The organism is Acidimicrobiia bacterium (assembly GCA_035651955.1).
Taxonomy (GTDB): Bacteria; Actinomycetota; Acidimicrobiia; order IMCC26256; family JAMXLJ01; genus JAMXLJ01.
This window is the reverse complement of record DASRES010000040.1, coordinates 45,268-61,380: the sequence shown is the minus strand read 5'-3', so window position 1 is coordinate 61,380 and position 16,113 is coordinate 45,268. Positions and strand designations below refer to the sequence as shown.

Sequence of the window (16,113 nt, the reverse complement as noted above, 5' to 3'; positions counted from 1 at the left end):
TCACGAACCCTCCTGGTCGCGGCTCGGATCGAGGTTGGGCGGGCGCGTGCGCGAGAGGAACGCACCCGCGTCCGCGAGCACGAGCTGTCCCGTGATGCACCGGGCGAGGTCGCTGCCGAGGAAGACGCTCAGGCGCGCCAGCTCGTCGGGCTCGACCATCCGGCGCAGGGGGGTCGACTCGACGATCTGCGCGACGTGCTCGTCGGTGAACGCGGCGCGCACGGACTCGGTCAGCGTCGTGCCGGGCGCGATCGCGCACACCCGGATGCCGGAGGGCCCCAGCTCGACCGCGAGCGTCGTGGTGAGGTGGTTGAGCGCGGCCTTGGCGGCCGCGTACGCCGCGTTGTAGGGCGACGGGCGCGTCGTCTCGCCGGACGTGACGAACAGGATCACACCGCCCTCGCCCTGGTCGAGGAGCACGCGCGCCTCGGCCCGCGCGCACAGCGCACCGAGGACGAGGTCCTGGTCGACGAGGTCGCGCCAGTACGCGCCGTCCATGTCGACGAAGCGCGCCACCGTCCGACCCGGCGGGAGCATCCCGACGTTGTTCACCGCGACGTCGAGACGGCCGAGGCGTTCGACGGTCGCCGCAACCATGCCCTCGACCTGCGCGTCGTCGCGGCAGTCCGCGACCACCGCGACCGCGCGGCCGCCTTCGCGCTCGATCTCCGCAACGGTGTCTCCCGCGCGTTCGTCGCGCGCGTCGTTCACCGCGACCGCGGCACCGGCACGCGCGAACCATCGCGCGATCTCGCGACCGATGCCCGCACCGGCGCCCGTCACCAGCACGACCTTGCCGGCGTGGTCGATCGTGATCGCCATCAGCGCGCGGTCGCGGCCAGCACTGCGCGGGCGGCGTTGCGCATCGCGGCCGCCGCGTCGCGCGCGCCGCGTTCGGCGACGAGCGCGGGCCGGAAGACCTCGGTCACGACGACGGGGCGCGCGCCCGTCGTCCGCAGCGCGCCGAGGAGCGCGCCGTAGTCGACGACGCCGTCGCCGGGCAGGAGCCGCGCGCTCATCGCCTCGACGAGCAGCTCCTGCGACGGCGTCGCGGCCGCATCGGCGAGCTGGAGACAGACGATGCGCTCGCCCGGGATCGAGCGAAGGAGCGCGATGTCGGGACCGCCGGGCTCGCGCTGCCAGTGCCACGTGTCGAGCGTGATCCCCACGCGCTCGCCGAGGGGCTCCACGAGGCTCCACGCGGTCGCCAGGTCGGCGACCGGGCTCCAGGGCAGGAACTCGAGCGCGACCGTGGCACCGGAGGGCGCCACGGCGTCGGCGAGCGCGCCGAGCGCGTCGCGCGCGCGTGAGAAGTCGTCGATCGGCGGGTCCATGCACGCCGCGAGCACCAGCGACGCGCCGGTGGCGTCGACCGCGGCACGCAGGCGCTCGCCCTCGGCGCGACTCGCCTCGAGATCGCCTGAAGCCCACGCCAGCGCGGCCTCGACGACGCTCACGCGCAGCCCCCGCCGCTCGAGGCCGCGACGCGCGTCGTCGAGCGTGTCACCCAGCGCGCCCAGGTGGTGGGCCCACACCGAGACGTGGGTGAGGTCGTTCGCGGCGGTCGCGTCGACCGCGTCGCGCACGTCCGACGGCGACGCGCCCATCGGATCGGTGAGCAACGTGGCGGGGCACATCCCGAGCTCGTTCACGCCATCCCCCCGGGTTGCGTCAGGGCGCGTCGGCCTCGATCTGGCGCGCGAACCCTCTCACCATCCGGCGCACCGTGTCGTCCGGGTCGGCGGGCATCGTGAACAGCCCGTCGCGACGGAGGAGCGCGAACCCGTGCACGGTCGCGAACAGGATCCGCAGCCAGTGCGCCGCCGTCTCGCCGTCGAGCCGATACGACGCGAACACGAGGTCGAGCGGGCGCGTCGCCGCCGCGATCGCCGCCGCGAGCTCGGCGTCGTCGCCCGGTGGCCGCAGCGACGCGGCGTACAGACCGGGATGCCGCGCCGCGAAGTCGAGCCAGGCGAGGACGATCGACTCGATCGCGTCGCCGCCCGCCCTTCCGATCGCGGCGGACGTGAGCGCGTCGCCGAGGTCCCGCAGGCCGCGGAGCGCGAGCTCGCGCCGCAGCCCGTCGGCCCCGTCGACGTGCGCGTACAGCGACTGCGTCCGCACCCCGAGCCGGCTCGCCACCTCCCGCAACGGCAGTGGCTCGAGCCCACCCTGGACCTCGACCACGGCGGCGGCGGCGTCCACCACCGCGCGGCGGTCGAGGCCGACGGGCGCGGCCATCAGCGGACTCCGGGGCCGGGCCACCGGCCCGATTGCGCCACGAGTCGAAACCTATCAGACTCTCGCCTGATGGGCTTCGACGCGGCCGCGCTCCTGGAGATCGCCGAGGACTCGCCGGAGGCGGTCGCCGCGCTCTACGAGCAGCACGGTTGGGGTGACGGGCTCCCGCTCGTCGCGCCGACACCGGAGCGAGTCGACGCGATGCTCGCCGCGCTGGGACCCGTCGATCCCGACGAGGTGCTCGCGACGTTGCCGCCGCGCGACGGCGAGGCGACACGACGGGTCCTCGCGGTGAACGCCGTCCTCGCCGGCTGCCGGCCCGAGCATCTGGTCGTGCTCGTCAGCGCGGTCCGCGCGCTCGCGCGACCCGAGGTCAACCTGCGCGGCGTCAACGCCACGACCCACCCGGTCGCGCCGTTGCTCGTCGTGCACGGCGAGGTCGCCGAGACGGCCGGCTACAACGGCGGCGTCGGCGCGTTCGGCCCCGGGAACGTCGCGAACGCGGCGACCGGGCGCGCGGTCCGGCTCGTGCTCCTCCACGTCGCGGGCGCGGTACCCGGCCCGGGCGACGCGTCGACGCAGGGCGGCCCCGCGAAGTACTCGTACTGCGTCGCCGAGAACCTTGCCGCGTCGCCGTGGGCGGGCTACGCCGCGAGCGTCGGTGTCGACGCGCCGTCCGCGGTGACGGTGCACTGCGGCGAGCCACCGCACAACTTCCACGACATGGAGAGCGATACGCCGGCGCGGATCCTCGACAAGTGCGCGTCGGCCATGGCGTCGCTCGGCCAGAACAACGCGCCGATCTCGCAGGGCGAGTACTTCGTGGCGCTGTGCCCGGAGCACGCGGCGACGATCGCGTCGCACGGCTGGTCACGCGCGGACGTCGCGTCGTACCTCTTCGAGCGGGCCCGTGTCCCCGCACGCGTGCTGCGCGCCGCGTTCGACAACCTCGCGTGGGAGCCGTGGATGCACGCCCTCGACGACGACGCACCGGTCCCGATGACGGCGCATCCCGGCAACATCCGCGTGTTCGTGTGCGGCGGGCCGGGCAAGCACAGCTCGGTCGTCCCCAGCTGGGGGATGACCCGCAGCGTCACCGTCCCCGTCGAGCCCTGAGGCGTCCGACACCAAGAGCAGGAGACGACGATGAGGATCTACGCACCCGACGGCGTGGTGGGGAGGCAACCCCTTTCGCTCGCCGCCGCGCCGACCGTGCTCACCGGTCTGCGCATCGGCGTGCTCGACAACGGGAAGCCGAACGCGCACCGGCTGCTCACCCGCGCCGCCGAGCGCGTCGCGGCGCGCACCGGCGCGGCCGTCACGGTCGTGACCGGCAAGGGCCCGGAGCGCAACGCGGCCACCGCCGCGGCCGACGACGTCCTGACCGCCCTGGCACGCGACGTCGACGTCGTGCTCACCGGGTCCGCCGATTGAGGGAGCTGTACGTCGTGGAGTGTCCACGACTCCGTACAGCTCGAGCAGCTCGGCACGCCGACCGTCGTGGTGACCACGACGCGCTTCGTCGACCTGACCGCGCGCGTCGCGACGACGATCGGGCTGCCCGACTGTCGCATCGCGGTCGTCGACCACCCGCTCGGCGGCATCGAGGACGCCGCGGTCGACGGGCGCGCCGACGCGATCGTCGAGCGCATCGTCGCCCTGCTGACGGGCCGGCGATGACGTCGACGCAGACGACCGCGCGCGCGCGACGACCGGGCGCACGCGGCGCCCGGTCGGGTCGAGGAGCCGGTCGCCCAAGGGCGATGTCAGCCGGCCCGGCGCTCCATCCGCTCGGGCGCGGCCGGGTCGCGACGGCGACGCACCGCGTGCATCTCGGGCGATCCACCGCCCCACGAGCCCGCGAGGCCGGCGAGCACGAAGCCGCCGACGAACGCGCCGAACGTCGCCCACAGCTGGCTGTTGGTGAGCGTGTGCGCGGCCGCGGCGTTGCCGGTCGTGTTCGCCTGGAACACGGTCGTCAGCTGCGGCGTCCCGATGAGCAACGCCGCGAACATGATCAGGCCCCAGGTCGTCAGCCCGACGAGCATGCCCGGCCCGCGTCCCCGGATGCTGTGCACGTAGCCGCTCACGCCGCCGGCGACGATCGCCGCGAACAGCGCGTCGCCGAGCGCGAACCATGCGAGGTTCTTCCCGAAGAAGCCGGTGCGCGTGCTCCCGGCGAGCGCGAACCACAGCGCCGACAGGATGAAGAACACGGCAAGACCGACCGCGGCGCCGCTCAGCACCGCCTGCCACCGGACGAAGGAGGGCCGTTCGCGTTCTGTTCGTTCCTCTGCGTAGATCGCCATGTCGTCGAGCCTCCTTGTGCGCCCGCGCCGATCGTCGTTGAACGGCGCTACTCCGTGGGTGCCCACGGGAGCGGGCGCGCGAAACGCGCGTGACTTCACGCGGTGAGGCGGTGTGACTGCGCCAGCGTCGGACCCGGCCTCACCCGCGGATCACGCGACGCGCCCGACGGCGGCGCGGACCCACTCGACCAGCCGGTCGGGCGGGATCGCGCCGACCTGCTGCGCGACGGGCCGACCGTCGCGCAGCACGAGCAGCATCGGGATGCCCTGCACGCCGAAGCGGGCCGAGACCGCCGGCGCGCGGTCGACGTCGACCTTCACCACCTTGAGTCGTCCGGCGAGCTCCCGCGACGCACGCTCGACGCCCGGCGCGACGACCCGGCACGGCCCGCACCACGGCGCCCAGAGGTCGACGAGGATGGGGAGGGTGGAGCGCGTCGCGTCGTCGAAGTCGTCGTCGGCGGCGTCCACCAACCACGGCAGATCCCGGTGACAGCGCACGCAGCGGGGGAGTCCCGACGCGGCGAGGGGCACGCGATTGCGCTTCTCGCACGACGGGCACGTGACGACGGACACCACCGCGATGTTCGTACCCCGTCGGTGCGTGCACGAATGACCTCCGGCGCGTCGCTTCGGGACCTAGGTCCCTTGCCGCTGGGCCGCACGCGAGCCGAACGTAGGAGGCATGGATCACCCGCAGGTCGAGGGCCTGTCGCGCGACGAGTGCATGGCGCTGCTCGAGACCGCGTCCGTGGGTCGTGTGGGCGTGAGCGTCGGCGCGATCCCGGCCGTCCTGCCGGTGAACTACGTCGTGGACGGCGACACGGTCGTCTTCCGCACGGTGCCCGGCACCAAGCTCGACGCCGCGCTCACGAACGCGGTGGTCGCGTTCGAGGCCGACAGCTTCGACGGGGAGCGCGAGTCCGGTTGGAGCGTCCTCGTGCGTGGCGTCGCGCGCGAGATCACCGACGAGACCGCGCTCGCGCGCGTCCGACGCCTCCCGCTGCGCTCGTGGGCGTTCGACGGCGACGCCGACCGGTTCGTCAGCGTCGACACCGAGCTCGTCACCGGACGCCGCGTCCTCGCCGCAGCCGCGCACGACGGCTGAGCCGACCCGAGCCCGTCCTCAGCCGACGAGCTCGACCACACGACGGCCGCGGTGCTGCTCCAGCGCGCGTTCGACCTCGTCGAGGGAGCGTCCGAGCGGCACGTGCGCGACCAGCTCGAGCAGCGCCTCCCGGTCCACCGCCTCGCCCGGGACGTCGCGGACGGTCGCCGAGAACGACACGACCGGCGGTCCCGACGCGATCCGGTGGACGGCCGCGGTCACCCGCGCGCCGTCGCGCACGTCGCGCAGCTCGTCGTCGCCGAAGCAGTAGAGGCGCTCGCCCGCGGTCGCGTACCGGACCGCGACGGGCTCGCGCCCGGGCGACGTCACCCAGACCGTGTGATAGCTCGACACCTGCTCGGGCAGCGACACGGGGAGGACTGTGTCATGTCCGCCTCATCCGGTGCCGAGCTGGCGGGCACGCCGCTCGAGCTCCTCGGGGCTCACGTCCTCGATGTGCGTGCTCAGCATCCACTGGTGGCCGAAGGGGTCGCGCAGACGCCCGCCGCGGTCGCCGTAGAACTGGTCGGCGAGCGGGAAGACGACCTCGGCGCCGGCCGCGGTCGCACGCGCCCACAACGCGTCGACGTCGGGCACGGTGATCGCCAGGATCGTCGTCACCTGGCCGTCGTTGCGGTCGGGTGCGATGCCGTTCCCGTCACGGCTGTCCTCGGTCAGGCGCACGACCGAGTCGCCGATCGTGATCTCGGCGTGCACGACGCGGCCGGACGGATCCGCGAAGCGCGCGTCGGTCTCCTCGGCGCCGAACGCCGCCTCGTAGAACTCGATCGCGGCGCCCGCATCGCTCACCACCAGGCGCGGCGTGACGGTGTGCAGGCCTTCGGGGACGGGTTGCGGGTGTGACGGCATGGGCACCTCCGGGTCGCGTGGTCGGACGTCGACGGAGATCGTCCCGCACGACCGGCGGTGCGGCCTTGGACGAATGAGAGGGACCGGCACGACCGCGCCCGCGTGGGCGTGCTCGACCGCGCGCCACGGCGTCGGTGCGCGAGGCTCCTGCGATGCAGGTCCATCTCGTCGACGGCACCTACGAGCTGTTCCGGCACCACTTCGCGCTGCCGTCGCACCGGGACGCCGAGGGTGTCGAGGTCGCCGCGACGCGCGGCGTCGTGTACTCGGTCCTCACGCTGCTCGAGGAGGGCGCGACGCACGTCGGCGTCGCCAACGACCACGTCATCGAGTCGTTCCGCAACGATCTCTGGCCGGGCTACAAGACGGGCGAGGGGGTCGATCCCGCGTTGCGCGGCCAGTTCCCGATCCTGGACGACGCGCTCGCCGCGCTGGGCGTGGCCGTCTGGCCGATGGTCGAGCAGGAGGCCGACGACGCGCTCGCGGCCGCGGCGCGCGTCGCGGACCTCGACGCGCGTGTCGAACGCGTCGTCATCTGCACGCCGGACAAGGATCTCGCGCAGTGCGTCGTCGACCAGCGGGTCGTGCAGCTCGACCGGCGCAAGCGGCAACTCCGCGACGAGGCGGGTGTGATCGAGAAGTTCGGCGTCCGGCCCGAGTCGATCCCCGACTGGCTCGCGCTCGTCGGTGACAGCGCGGACGGCTTCCCGGGCATCCCCGGCTTCGGCGCCAAGAGCGCCGCCGCGGTGCTGAGGCGCTACGGCCACGTGGGCGACATCCCACGCTTCGGGCACGAGTGGGACGTCCCCGTGCGTGGCGCGACGGCGCTCGCGACCGCGCTCGAGGACAACCGCGAGCTCGCCGATCTGTTCCTCGTGCTCGCGACGCTGCGGACGGACGCGGCGGTCGGCACGGTCGACGACTGGGAGTGGGCGGGCCCACGGCCCGAGCTGCACGAATGGGCGGACCGGCTCGACGCGAAGCGGCTCGTCGAGCGGGCGGAGGACCTCGCCGAGAAGCGCGGGCACTGAGCACGGGAGCACACGGCATGGCAGGTCTCGACGGACGGGTCGCGCTCGTCACCGGCGGGGGTCGCGGGATCGGGCGCGCGATCGCGATCGCGCTCGCGCGCGACGGCGCGGACGTCGCGGTGAACTACCGGCGCGACGAGGACGCGGCCCGCGACACCGTGAAGGAGATCGCGGCGCTCGGGCGACGCGGCGCGACGTACAAGGCGTCGGTCGACTCCGTCGAGGACGACGAGGCGATGGCGCGCGCGGTCCTGGACGACTTCGGCGGGGTCGACATCCTCGTCCACAACGCGGGGATCGCGAGCCGCGGGCTGTCCGTCGCCGACACCGACCCGGCCGAGATCGAGCGCGTGTGGCGCACGCACGCGTTCGGCGCGTTCGTCCTCAGCAAGCTGCTCGTCCCGGCGATGCGATCGCGTCCACGCGGCGACGTCGTGATGATCTCGAGCTACGCGACGAGCGCATGGGGGCCCAACTCGTCGCCCTACAACATGGCCAAGGCGTCCCTCGAGGCGCTCGCCTGGACGCTCGCCAAGGAGGAGCGCCGCCACGGGATCCACGTGAACGTCGTCGCGCCCGGCCTCGTGGAGACCGAGATGGGACGGCGCCTCGTGAAGGGCGCGATGGGGGTCGCGGACATTCACACGCTCGACGCCCGCTCACCGTTCGGGCACGTCTGCCGGCCCGAGGAGGTCGCCAGCGTCGTCGCGTTCCTCGTGTCCGACGCCGCGGGCTACGTCACCGGCCAGAAGATCCAGGTCGACGGGGGCGGCGCATAACGGACGTTCCCGGCCACTGCCGGCCGGCGACCGGGCGTCGCCCCAGGTCAGCGAGCATCCCGTTCACTGTCACACCCCCCCGTCACAATCCTGGGCATGGTGATCGTCGCAGTGATCCTCGCCCTCCTCGCCGGTGCCGGCCTCGCCGCGGCCGGCGTCACGGCCGCCGCCCGGCGCCGCGAGGCCGACCTCCTCGCCGAGCACGACGAGCTCGCCGCCGAGCTGGCCGCCGTCCGCGAGCAGCTCGCCCGGGCCGGGGCCGAGCTCGAGCGGGAGCGCGCCGTGAGCGCGGAGCGGCTCGCGGCCCGTGAGGAGGCCGAGGCGCGGCTGGCCGAGCGGTTCACCGCGCTGTCGACCGAGGTCCTCGAGCGCAACAACCGGTCGTTCCTCACGCTCGCGCAGCAGCAGCTCGCGGGCGCGCAGCAGCGGGCCGCGCACGAGCTGGAGGGCAAGAAGTCGCTGATCGACCAGCAGCTGGAGTCCATGGTCGGCGAGCTCGGCAAGGTGCGCGACCTCGTCGGCGAGCTCGAGCGCGACCGCCACGCCAAGTTCGGTGCGCTCGCCGCACAACTGCAGCGCAGCAACGAGGGGATGGCCGCGCTGCAGGAGGTCACCCAGGGCCTGCGCCAGGCGCTGTCGAGCACGAAGGCACGCGGTCAGTGGGGCGAGCGCATGGCGGAGGACGTGCTGCGCCTCGCCGGGTTCATCGAGAACGTCAACTACCGCAAGCAGCGCGCCATCGACGGTGGCGGCATCCCCGACTTCACGTTCCTGCTGCCGCAGGACCAGTCGCTGTTCATGGACGTCAAGTTCCCGCTCGACAACTACCTGCGCTTCCTGGAGGCGGAGTCCGAGCTCGACCGCAAGCGCTACCGCGACGAGTTCCTGCGCGACGTCCGCCACCGCGTCAAGGAGCTCGCGGCCCGTGACTACGCGAGCCGGACGGGCGCCGCGCTCGACTGCGTGCTCCTGTTCATCCCGAACGAGGCGCTCTACGCGTTCATCCAGGAGCACGACGCGTCGATCCTGGAAGAGGCGCTGCGCCACAAGATCGTGTGCTGCTCGCCGTTGACGCTGTTCGCGGTGCTCGCCGTGATCCGCCAGGCCGCCGACAACTTCCGTCTCGAGCGCACCTCGAACGAGATCCTCGGCCTCCTCGGCGCGTTCGACAAGCAGTGGCACGCGTTCGTCGACAAGATGGACAAGCTGGACCGGTCGCTCACGACCGCGCGGAAGGACTACGAGGAGCTCGTCGGGACTCGGCGCCGCCAGTTGGAGCGCCCGCTCGAGCAGATCAAGGCGTTGCGACGCGAGCACTCGCTCTCGGCCGCCGACGACCACGACGACGGCGACGGCGGCATGGGCCGGCTCGCGTTGGAGGCCTGAGCGTGTCGCGCTCGGTCCACCGCTAGCCTGGAGCAGTGATCGCGCTCCTCGTCGTCGTGTTCATCGCGATCCCGATCGCCGAGATCGCGGTGATCATCAAGATCGGGTCGCTGCTCGGGATCGGCGAGACGATCGCGCTGCTCCTGCTCGTCTCGGTCTGCGGCGCGTGGCTCGTGAAGCACCAGGGGCTCGGCGTGCTGCGCCGCATCCGCGAGCAGATGAACCTCGGGCGCGTGCCTGGCGCGGAGCTGGTCGACGGCGCGCTCATCCTCGTCGCCGGCGTGCTGCTGTTGACGCCGGGCTTCATCACCGATGCCGCGGGACTGCTGCTCCTCGTCCCACCGGTGCGGACCGGGATCCGGCGGCTCACGCGGCGGCGGCTGGCACGGCAGGTGACCCGTCGAATCGAGATCCGGCGCTGGAACGCCTGACCGCGCGACCGCCGTCAGCCCACACGTAACAGCTCGGGTGCGACCGGGCACTCGGCGTGCCGGGTCGCCAGGGACGGCGCCTCCAGGCCGGCCGGGCCCGCCACCGCGTCGAGGAGGCCGAGCGTGACCGTCTCGACCGCGGCGTCGTCCTCACCCGCGTCGACGAACGGGTCGGGACGCGCCCGCATGCGCTCCACCATCGCGTCGAACAACCGGTCGGGGAGGACCCGTCCGAGGCCGGCGACGAGCCAGACCTGCGCCGCGCTCTTCGACAGCGCGTGCAGCACGGGCGGCGCCCCGACGGGCACGAACGCCTCGCTGTGTCCCACCGCGACCGCCTCGACGAGGAGGTGGGTCACGCCGAGCGCGTTCGCCTCGAAGTCGGGGACGAGGCGGACGGGGCGATCGGCCCGTCGGATCCGCGACGTGATCGACCGGTTGCCGGGCAGCCGAACCGCGACGACGTCGAGGTCGGCGCGGGTGGCGACCGCGTCCGCGATCGCGTCGCTCCACCCGACGACCGCGATCGGCTCGTCGTGCGGGAACGGGAGCGCGTCCGCGAGCCGCGCGCCGGTGCGGTCGTCCTGCAACAGCTGGACGGCCTCCCACGCGGCGTCGGCCGCGTCCGACGCGCACAGCACGCGCGAGCACAGCCACCACAGCGGACCCGACCCGGGATGATGCGCGAGCAGGCGCCGGCACGCGACCACGAGGCCGGCCGGGTCGTCGGCGAACCCCGCGAGGCAGTCGGCCGCCTCCGCGACCAGCGCGTCGTCGTCACCGGCCCACCGGGCCAGGTACCGCAAGCGCTCGAACGGCTGCACCACTTCACGGTAACGCGGCGCACGCGTCAGTCGTACGTGGTCGTCTCGCGCACCGCGTCGAAGCCGTGCTCGAGCGCGGCGAGCGCGCGCGCGGCAGCCGTGAGCCGATCCACGCGACCGCCGACCTTGAGCCCGCCGGACGCGAACGCACGCTGCGCGTTCGTCTCGCCGCGAGCCAGGGCGCGCGCGATCGGGTAGTCCGCGGTCAGCACGACGTCCGCGTGACCGGCGTGCGGTCCCGCGGTCACGCGGACGTCACCGTTCTCGACCGTGACGACATAGACGACGTCGCCGCCGGGCACGCCGACGACGCGCTGCTCGACGACCAGCGTCACACCCGCGAGGTCGCGACCGAGCTCGCTCGAGCGTTCACGCGCGGCGTCGTCGAGCGCGGCGATCCACTCCGGCGAGAGGTAGCGCGGCACCGCTGCACGATAGAAGCCTCTGCCGCGCACACCGGCTCCCGCGTGCCCGCATGGGGAAACGGCGCGCACCCCGCGTACGCTCGGTCCGTGACCCCCGACGCGACCGCGGCAACCGGCGCACGTCCCGCGCTCGCCGACGCGCTGACCGACGCCCCGGGCGACACGAGCGCGCCGGCGAGCCTCGCCGTCGTCGGCGACCGGGTGGCCGCTCGCGTCACGGAGATCCTCGACGCCGAGGTCGAGCGGTGGACGCCCGTCGATCCCGCCCTGCGCGAACCGCTCCTCGCGCTCCGTGACCTCGTCGTCGCGGGTGGCAAGCGGCTGCGTCCCGCGTTCTGCCACTGGGCGTACGTCGGTGCGGGCGGTGACGCGACCTCCGAGGTGATCGTCGACGCCAGCGCGGCGCTCGAGCTGCTGCACACGTTCGCGCTCGTGCACGACGACGTCATGGACGGCAGCGACCGTCGACGGGGCGTGCCGTCGATCCATCACGACTTCGTGACGCGTCACCGGGACCGGAGCTGGCACGGCGAGCCACGCCGCTTCGGCGAAGGCGTCGCGATCCTCGTCGGCGACTTCGCGTTCGTGTACTCGGACATCGTGTTCCCGTCGACCTCGGCGGCAGCGCGTCGCGTGTTCGACGAGCTGCGCATCGAGCTGTCGGTCGGTCAGTACCTCGACCTCGTCGGCACGGCGGGCGGCAGCCGCGACGCCGCGGCCGCGCGCCGGATCGAGCGCTACAAGTCCGGCAAGTACACGGTCGAGCGGCCCTTGCACCTCGGCGCGGCGCTCGCAGGACGGCTCGACGAGCTCGACGAGTCGCTGAGCCGCTTCGGACTCCCGCTCGGGGAGGCGTTCCAGCTGCGCGACGACCTGCTCGGCGTGTTCGGCGACCCGGAGGTCACCGGCAAGCCGGTCGGCGACGACCTGCGCGAAGGCAAGCTCACGCCGCTCGTCGCGGCCGCCGCGGCGCGGGCGCGAGGCGCGGACGCCCGGCTGCTCGCGCGCCTGGGTGACCCGTCGTTGCGCGACGAAGACGTCGCTGCGCTCCAGGGCGTGCTCGTGGCGACGGGCGCGCGCGCCGAGATCGAGGAGACGATCGAGCGGCTGGTCGATGACGCGCTGCGCGCGCTCGCAGACGTCCCCGTCACCGCGGAGGCGCGGCACGCGCTCCAGCAGCTCGGCACGTTCGTCGCATGGCGCGACCGATGACGCGCGCGACACGCGCGACGCGACCGGCGGGGACGACCGTTCCCGCTCCGGTCGGTGCGGAAGGCCTCCGCTATCGTCCGGCCGCGATGGGAGGCACGTCCGGCCCGGCGATCGAGGTCATCGACCTCCACAAGCGCTACGGCTCCATCCGGGCGGTCGACGGCCTGTCGATGACGGTCCGGCGCGGCGAGGTCTTCGGTCTCCTCGGCCCGAACGGCGCGGGCAAGACGACGACCGTCGAGACGCTCGAGGGCTACCGCGAGCCGGACTCGGGGACCGTGCGCGTGCTCGGGCTCGACCCGTGGCGTGACGGGCCGCGCCTGCGTCCCCGCATCGGCGTGATGCTGCAGGAGGGCGGCCTGTACCCCGGCGTGAAGCCGCTCGAGGCGCTGCGCCTGTTCGCGTCGTACTACGACGACCCCAACGATCCCGACTGGTTGCTCGACCTCGTCGGCCTGCGCGAGGTCGAGCACACGATGGTGCGCCGCCTCTCGGGCGGGCAGACGCAACGGCTGTCGCTCGCGCTCGCGCTCGTCGGCCGTCCCCAGCTCGTCTTCCTCGACGAGCCGACGGCAGGCATGGACCCGCGTGCGCGCGTTACGACCTGGCAGCTCATCCGCGACATGCGCACGTCCGGCGTGACCGTCGTGCTGACGACGCACGCGATGGACGAGGCCGAGCACCTCTGCGATCGCCTCGCGATCGTCGACCACGGCCGGATCGTCGCGTCCGGCACTCCGGCCGAGCTGACCGCGCTCGACACCGACGAGGAGCTCCGGTTCCACGCACCCGCCGGTCTGGACCACGACGCGCTCGCGCTCGCGTTGCGCGTGGACATCGGCGCGCTCCGCGAGCCGCGACCCGGCGAGTACGTGGTGCGCGCGCAGGCGACACCCGAGCGGATCGCCGACCTGACCGCGTGGCTGCGCGATCGCGGCGCGGCGCTCGGCGAGCTGAGCACGGGCCGCCGGTCGCTCGAGGACGTGTTCCTCCGCCTCACCGGCGAAGGGCGCGCGTGACGATGTCCGCACGTGCGCTCGTGGCCCAGGCTCGCGTCGAGCTGGTGCTCACGTTGCGGCGCTCCGAGAGCCTGCTCGTCACGCTCGGGATCCCGATCGGGATCCTCGTGTTCTTCGCGAAGGTGAACGGCATCAGCGACCTGAAGGACCCGGTGCAGTTCCTCGTCCCCGGGATCCTCGCGCTCGCGGTCATGTCGACCGCGATGGTGAGCCTCGGCATCGCGACGGGCTACGAGCGCCACTACGGCGTCCTGAAGCGCCTGGGCGCGACCCCACTGTCGCGCTCGGGGCTGCTGGCCGCGAAGACGCTGAACGTCCTCGCGATCGAGGTGATCCAGGCCGTCGTCATCATCGTCACTGGGCTCGCGCTCGGGTGGGACATCACGACCGGCGTGCTGCCCGCGCTCGGCCTGCTGCTGTTGGGAACGGTCGCGTTCGCGGGCATCGGCATGCTCATGGCGGGGACGTTGCGCGCCGAGGCGAACCTTGCGCTGTCGAACGGCCTCTTCCTCGTGCTGCTATTCCTCGGCGGGATGGCCTACCCCCTCGTGAAGCTCCCCGGGTTCCTGCAGGGCGTCGCGAAGGCTCTGCCTGCGGCGCCGCTCGCGGAGACCGTGCGCGACGTCGTCGAGAAGGGACACAGCTTCCCGGTGGGCCTGCTCGCGGTGCTGATCGCGTGGGCCGTCGTCGCCCCGCTCGCCGCGGCCCGCTGGTTCCGCTGGGAAGAGGAGTAGCCGGCGAACCGTGCCGAACCGGCCGCGAAATGCGGCATCCACGTACGGATTCCGTACGTGGATGCCGCATGTTCAGTGCAGGATCAGGCTCAGGCCGGTCTGCAGCGTGGCCGACGTGAGCTGCGACAGCTCGCGGCGCGCGATGGTCCCGTCGCGACGGATGAACATCGTCTGCGGCAGACCCCGCACGCCGTACGCGGTCTGGGCGGCGCGGTCGCCGTCGACGGCCATCGGCCACGACGCGTGCTCCTGCTCGACGAACTGCCGCGCGTCGGACGGGATGTCCTGCGACACGACGCCGATCATGACGAGCCCGTCCTTGTGGTGTCGCGCGTACGCGCTGCGCAGCAGCGGGAACTCCTGGCGGCACGGGTAGCACCAGGACGCCCAGAAGTTCACGACGACGGGATGCCCCGCGAACTGGCGGAGCGAGATCGTCTTGCCGTCGAGCGTCGTCAGCCGGAAGTTCGGCGCGGCCGTCCCGCCGCTGATCGCGCCGGGCAGGGTCATCTGCGTGACGCGCGGGTCGACCTGCTTCGTGCTGCTCCCGCTCGACGACGTGACGGCGACGGCGAGGATGCCCGCGACGGCGAGCAGGACGACGAGCGCCATCGCGCCGATGAGGACGCCCCGGCGGCGCGACGCGCTCATGGCCTCAGATGCGCGCGTGGACGAGCGTGTCGACCGCGATCGCGGCGAACAGCAGTGCGAGGTATGTGTTCGAGAACACGAACAGCTTCAGCGCGCGTTCCGCGGACGCGTCGCGTTCCAGACGCACCGCCTGCCACACGAACAGCGCCCCGAGCGCGACGGCCGCGACGAGGTAGACCCAGCCCATCGAGCCGACGGCGACGAGCGCGAGCGTGATCGCGACGACGACGAGCGAGTACGCAACGATCTGCCGCGCTGCGGCGCGGGTGCCCCGCACGACCGGCAGCATCGGGATCCCGGCGCGCGCGTAGTCGTCGCGGTACTTCACCGACAGGGCCCAGAAGTGGGGCGGTGTCCAGCAGAAGATGATCGCGAACAGCACCCACGCCGGCGCGCCGAGCCGGCCCGTCACGGCCGCCCACCCGACGAGCACCGGGACCGCGCCGGCGGCGCCGCCGATCACGATGTTCTGCGGGCTACGGGGCTTCAGCCAGATCGTGTACACGAAGACGTAGAAGAGCATGGCGCTCACCGCGAGCGCGGCCGACAGCAGGTTCACGGTCGCCCACAACCACGCGAACGCGAGCACCTCGAGCGTGATCCCGAACACGAGCGCGCGCACGGGCTCGATCTCGCCCATCGGCAGCGGACGGCCGTGCGTGCGCCGCATGACCTGGTCGCGGTCGCGCTCGATCCAGCAGTTCATCGTGTTCGCGCCGCCCGCCGCGAGCGCGCCGCCGAGGAGCACGGACAGGATCAACCACACCGACGGGAACCGGCCCGCGGCGAGGATCATCGCGGGCACGGTCGTGACGAGCAGCAGCTCGATGACGCGCGGCTTCGTCAGTCGGAAGTACGCGCCCGCGGTATGGAGCCTCGACGTCAACGCCGGGACCCGACCCGCCGAGACGCTGCCCGCCGCGACCGCGGCCGTTGCGGGGATCTCGGGCGGCGGGGACGGCACGAGGCAGCAGGCTCCTGGGAACGCGTGCAGGGGGCCGGTCGGCCGGGCGAATCTACCGCGCACGTTCGCCGATCCGGGCATCAGGCGACGCCGCGCGGCACGCATCGGGCGCGGCGAGTCGCCCCGCTA

The 16,113-nt window shown here is 73.2% G+C and carries 22 protein-coding genes; 11 read left to right on the top strand and 11 right to left on the bottom strand.

All coding sequences use genetic code 11. From position 1 onward, the window contains the following. From VFC33_09375 to VFC33_09365, 3 genes are read right to left on the bottom strand one after another with little or no spacing between them, the layout of a single operon-like run. Positions 1-822, bottom strand: coding sequence for an SDR family oxidoreductase (locus VFC33_09375; GenBank protein ID HZR13450.1), 822 nt, complete (start codon positions 820-822; stop codon positions 1-3). After that, a complete protein-coding gene (locus VFC33_09370; protein ID HZR13449.1) occupies positions 822-1,652 on the bottom strand; it encodes a sugar phosphate isomerase/epimerase in 831 nt (276 codons plus the stop codon). The genes VFC33_09375 and VFC33_09370 overlap by 1 nt, the downstream gene beginning before the upstream one ends. Positions 1,653-1,671: 19 nt before the next feature. Beyond that, positions 1,672-2,241, bottom strand: a complete 570-nt coding sequence (locus tag VFC33_09365; GenBank protein HZR13448.1) for a TetR-like C-terminal domain-containing protein — start codon at positions 2,239-2,241, stop codon at positions 1,672-1,674. A gap of 69 nt (positions 2,242-2,310) precedes the next feature. Here VFC33_09365 and VFC33_09360 point away from each other — a divergent pair, with 69 nt between their 5' ends. From VFC33_09360 to VFC33_09350, 3 genes are all read left to right on the top strand, one after another. Then, entirely contained in the window at positions 2,311-3,357 is a 1,047-nt protein-coding gene (locus tag VFC33_09360; protein HZR13447.1) for a hypothetical protein, read from the top strand. 30 nt (positions 3,358-3,387) lie between these two features. Beyond that, entirely contained in the window at positions 3,388-3,675 is a 288-nt protein-coding gene (locus tag VFC33_09355; protein HZR13446.1) for a hypothetical protein, read from the top strand. Between the two features lie 69 nt (positions 3,676-3,744). Then, complete coding sequence (locus VFC33_09350) at positions 3,745-3,921, top strand: hypothetical protein (GenBank protein HZR13445.1); 177 nt, start codon at positions 3,745-3,747, stop codon at positions 3,919-3,921. Between the two features lie 86 nt (positions 3,922-4,007). On the opposite strand, the gene VFC33_09345 is transcribed toward VFC33_09350, so the two are convergent. Both VFC33_09345 and VFC33_09340 read right to left on the bottom strand, forming a co-directional pair. Beyond that, complete coding sequence (locus VFC33_09345; protein HZR13444.1) at positions 4,008-4,550, bottom strand: hypothetical protein; 543 nt, start codon at positions 4,548-4,550, stop codon at positions 4,008-4,010. Positions 4,551-4,700: 150 nt separating this feature from the next. Then, the gene (locus VFC33_09340) at positions 4,701-5,126 is read right to left on the bottom strand and encodes a thioredoxin domain-containing protein (protein ID HZR13443.1); all 426 of its coding nucleotides are present in this window, start codon (positions 5,124-5,126) and stop codon (positions 4,701-4,703) included. Between the two features lie 109 nt (positions 5,127-5,235). On the opposite strand from VFC33_09340, the gene VFC33_09335 reads away from it, so the two are divergent. After that, entirely contained in the window at positions 5,236-5,658 is a 423-nt protein-coding gene (locus VFC33_09335) for a pyridoxamine 5'-phosphate oxidase family protein (protein HZR13442.1), read from the top strand. 18 nt (positions 5,659-5,676) lie between these two features. Here VFC33_09335 and VFC33_09330 read toward each other — a convergent pair whose 3' ends face one another. After that, the gene (locus tag VFC33_09330; protein ID HZR13441.1) at positions 5,677-6,030 is read right to left on the bottom strand and encodes a hypothetical protein; all 354 of its coding nucleotides are present in this window, start codon (positions 6,028-6,030) and stop codon (positions 5,677-5,679) included. 24 nt (positions 6,031-6,054) lie between these two features. Next, positions 6,055-6,528, bottom strand: a complete 474-nt coding sequence (locus VFC33_09325; GenBank protein HZR13440.1) for a VOC family protein — start codon at positions 6,526-6,528, stop codon at positions 6,055-6,057. A gap of 152 nt (positions 6,529-6,680) precedes the next feature. On the opposite strand from VFC33_09325, the gene VFC33_09320 reads away from it, so the two are divergent. The 4 genes from VFC33_09320 to VFC33_09305 all read left to right on the top strand — a co-directional run bounded on the left by VFC33_09320 (position 6,681) and on the right by VFC33_09305 (position 10,155). Further along, on the top strand, positions 6,681-7,559 hold the full coding sequence (locus tag VFC33_09320; GenBank protein ID HZR13439.1) for a 5'-3' exonuclease H3TH domain-containing protein: 879 nt from the start codon (positions 6,681-6,683) through the stop codon (positions 7,557-7,559). 17 nt (positions 7,560-7,576) lie between these two features. Next, on the top strand, positions 7,577-8,338 hold the full coding sequence (locus VFC33_09315) for an SDR family oxidoreductase (GenBank protein HZR13438.1): 762 nt from the start codon (positions 7,577-7,579) through the stop codon (positions 8,336-8,338). A 96-nt stretch (positions 8,339-8,434) separates the two neighbouring features. Then, entirely contained in the window at positions 8,435-9,724 is a 1,290-nt protein-coding gene (locus tag VFC33_09310) for a DNA recombination protein RmuC (GenBank protein ID HZR13437.1), read from the top strand. Positions 9,725-9,759: 35 nt separating this feature from the next. Next, positions 9,760-10,155, top strand: coding sequence for an FxsA family protein (locus tag VFC33_09305; protein ID HZR13436.1), 396 nt, complete (start codon positions 9,760-9,762; stop codon positions 10,153-10,155). Between the two features lie 14 nt (positions 10,156-10,169). On the opposite strand, the gene VFC33_09300 is transcribed toward VFC33_09305, so the two are convergent. Further along, positions 10,170-10,979, bottom strand: a complete 810-nt coding sequence (locus VFC33_09300) for a hypothetical protein (GenBank protein HZR13435.1) — start codon at positions 10,977-10,979, stop codon at positions 10,170-10,172. 26 nt (positions 10,980-11,005) lie between these two features. Next, positions 11,006-11,404 carry an SCP2 sterol-binding domain-containing protein gene (locus VFC33_09295; protein ID HZR13434.1) on the bottom strand — a complete coding sequence of 133 codons (399 nt, stop codon included), beginning with the start codon at positions 11,402-11,404 and terminating at the stop codon, positions 11,006-11,008. An 87-nt stretch (positions 11,405-11,491) separates the two neighbouring features. Between VFC33_09295 and VFC33_09290 the strand changes: the two genes are divergently transcribed. From VFC33_09290 to VFC33_09280, 3 genes are all read left to right on the top strand, one after another. Then, positions 11,492-12,616, top strand: coding sequence for a polyprenyl synthetase family protein (locus tag VFC33_09290; GenBank protein HZR13433.1), 1,125 nt, complete (start codon positions 11,492-11,494; stop codon positions 12,614-12,616). Positions 12,617-12,702: 86 nt separating this feature from the next. Beyond that, the gene (locus tag VFC33_09285; GenBank protein HZR13432.1) at positions 12,703-13,635 is read left to right on the top strand and encodes an ABC transporter ATP-binding protein; all 933 of its coding nucleotides are present in this window, start codon (positions 12,703-12,705) and stop codon (positions 13,633-13,635) included. Positions 13,636-13,637: 2 nt separating this feature from the next. Then, the gene (locus tag VFC33_09280) at positions 13,638-14,369 is read left to right on the top strand and encodes an ABC transporter permease (protein HZR13431.1); all 732 of its coding nucleotides are present in this window, start codon (positions 13,638-13,640) and stop codon (positions 14,367-14,369) included. Between the two features lie 72 nt (positions 14,370-14,441). Here the strand turns inward: VFC33_09280 and VFC33_09275 are convergent, their stop codons facing one another. After that, a complete protein-coding gene (locus VFC33_09275) occupies positions 14,442-15,020 on the bottom strand; it encodes a redoxin domain-containing protein (GenBank protein HZR13430.1) in 579 nt (192 codons plus the stop codon). A gap of 4 nt (positions 15,021-15,024) precedes the next feature. Beyond that, entirely contained in the window at positions 15,025-15,984 is a 960-nt protein-coding gene (locus VFC33_09270; protein HZR13429.1) for a heme o synthase, read from the bottom strand. Positions 15,985-16,113 lie beyond the last annotated feature (129 nt).

Excerpts from the sequence above, each read along its gene's own strand:
- VFC33_09355 (HZR13446.1), top strand. The coding sequence starts at position 3,388 with ATGAGGATCTACGCACCCGACGGCGTGGTGGGGAGGCAACCCCTTTCG.
- VFC33_09275 (HZR13430.1), bottom strand. The coding sequence starts at position 15,020 with ATGAGCGCGTCGCGCCGCCGGGGCGTCCTCATCGGCGCGATGGCGCTC.
- VFC33_09315 (HZR13438.1), top strand. The coding sequence starts at position 7,577 with ATGGCAGGTCTCGACGGACGGGTCGCGCTCGTCACCGGCGGGGGTCGC.
- VFC33_09320 (HZR13439.1), top strand. The coding sequence starts at position 6,681 with ATGCAGGTCCATCTCGTCGACGGCACCTACGAGCTGTTCCGGCACCAC.
- VFC33_09285 (HZR13432.1), top strand. The coding sequence starts at position 12,703 with ATGGGAGGCACGTCCGGCCCGGCGATCGAGGTCATCGACCTCCACAAG.
- VFC33_09375 (HZR13450.1), bottom strand. The coding sequence starts at position 822 with ATGGCGATCACGATCGACCACGCCGGCAAGGTCGTGCTGGTGACGGGC.
- VFC33_09310 (HZR13437.1), top strand. The coding sequence starts at position 8,435 with ATGGTGATCGTCGCAGTGATCCTCGCCCTCCTCGCCGGTGCCGGCCTC.
- VFC33_09365 (HZR13448.1), bottom strand. The coding sequence starts at position 2,241 with ATGGCCGCGCCCGTCGGCCTCGACCGCCGCGCGGTGGTGGACGCCGCC.
- VFC33_09280 (HZR13431.1), top strand. The coding sequence starts at position 13,638 with ATGTCCGCACGTGCGCTCGTGGCCCAGGCTCGCGTCGAGCTGGTGCTC.
- VFC33_09325 (HZR13440.1), bottom strand. The coding sequence starts at position 6,528 with ATGCCGTCACACCCGCAACCCGTCCCCGAAGGCCTGCACACCGTCACG.
- VFC33_09345 (HZR13444.1), bottom strand. The coding sequence starts at position 4,550 with ATGGCGATCTACGCAGAGGAACGAACAGAACGCGAACGGCCCTCCTTC.
- VFC33_09335 (HZR13442.1), top strand. The coding sequence starts at position 5,236 with ATGGATCACCCGCAGGTCGAGGGCCTGTCGCGCGACGAGTGCATGGCG.
- VFC33_09360 (HZR13447.1), top strand. The coding sequence starts at position 2,311 with ATGGGCTTCGACGCGGCCGCGCTCCTGGAGATCGCCGAGGACTCGCCG.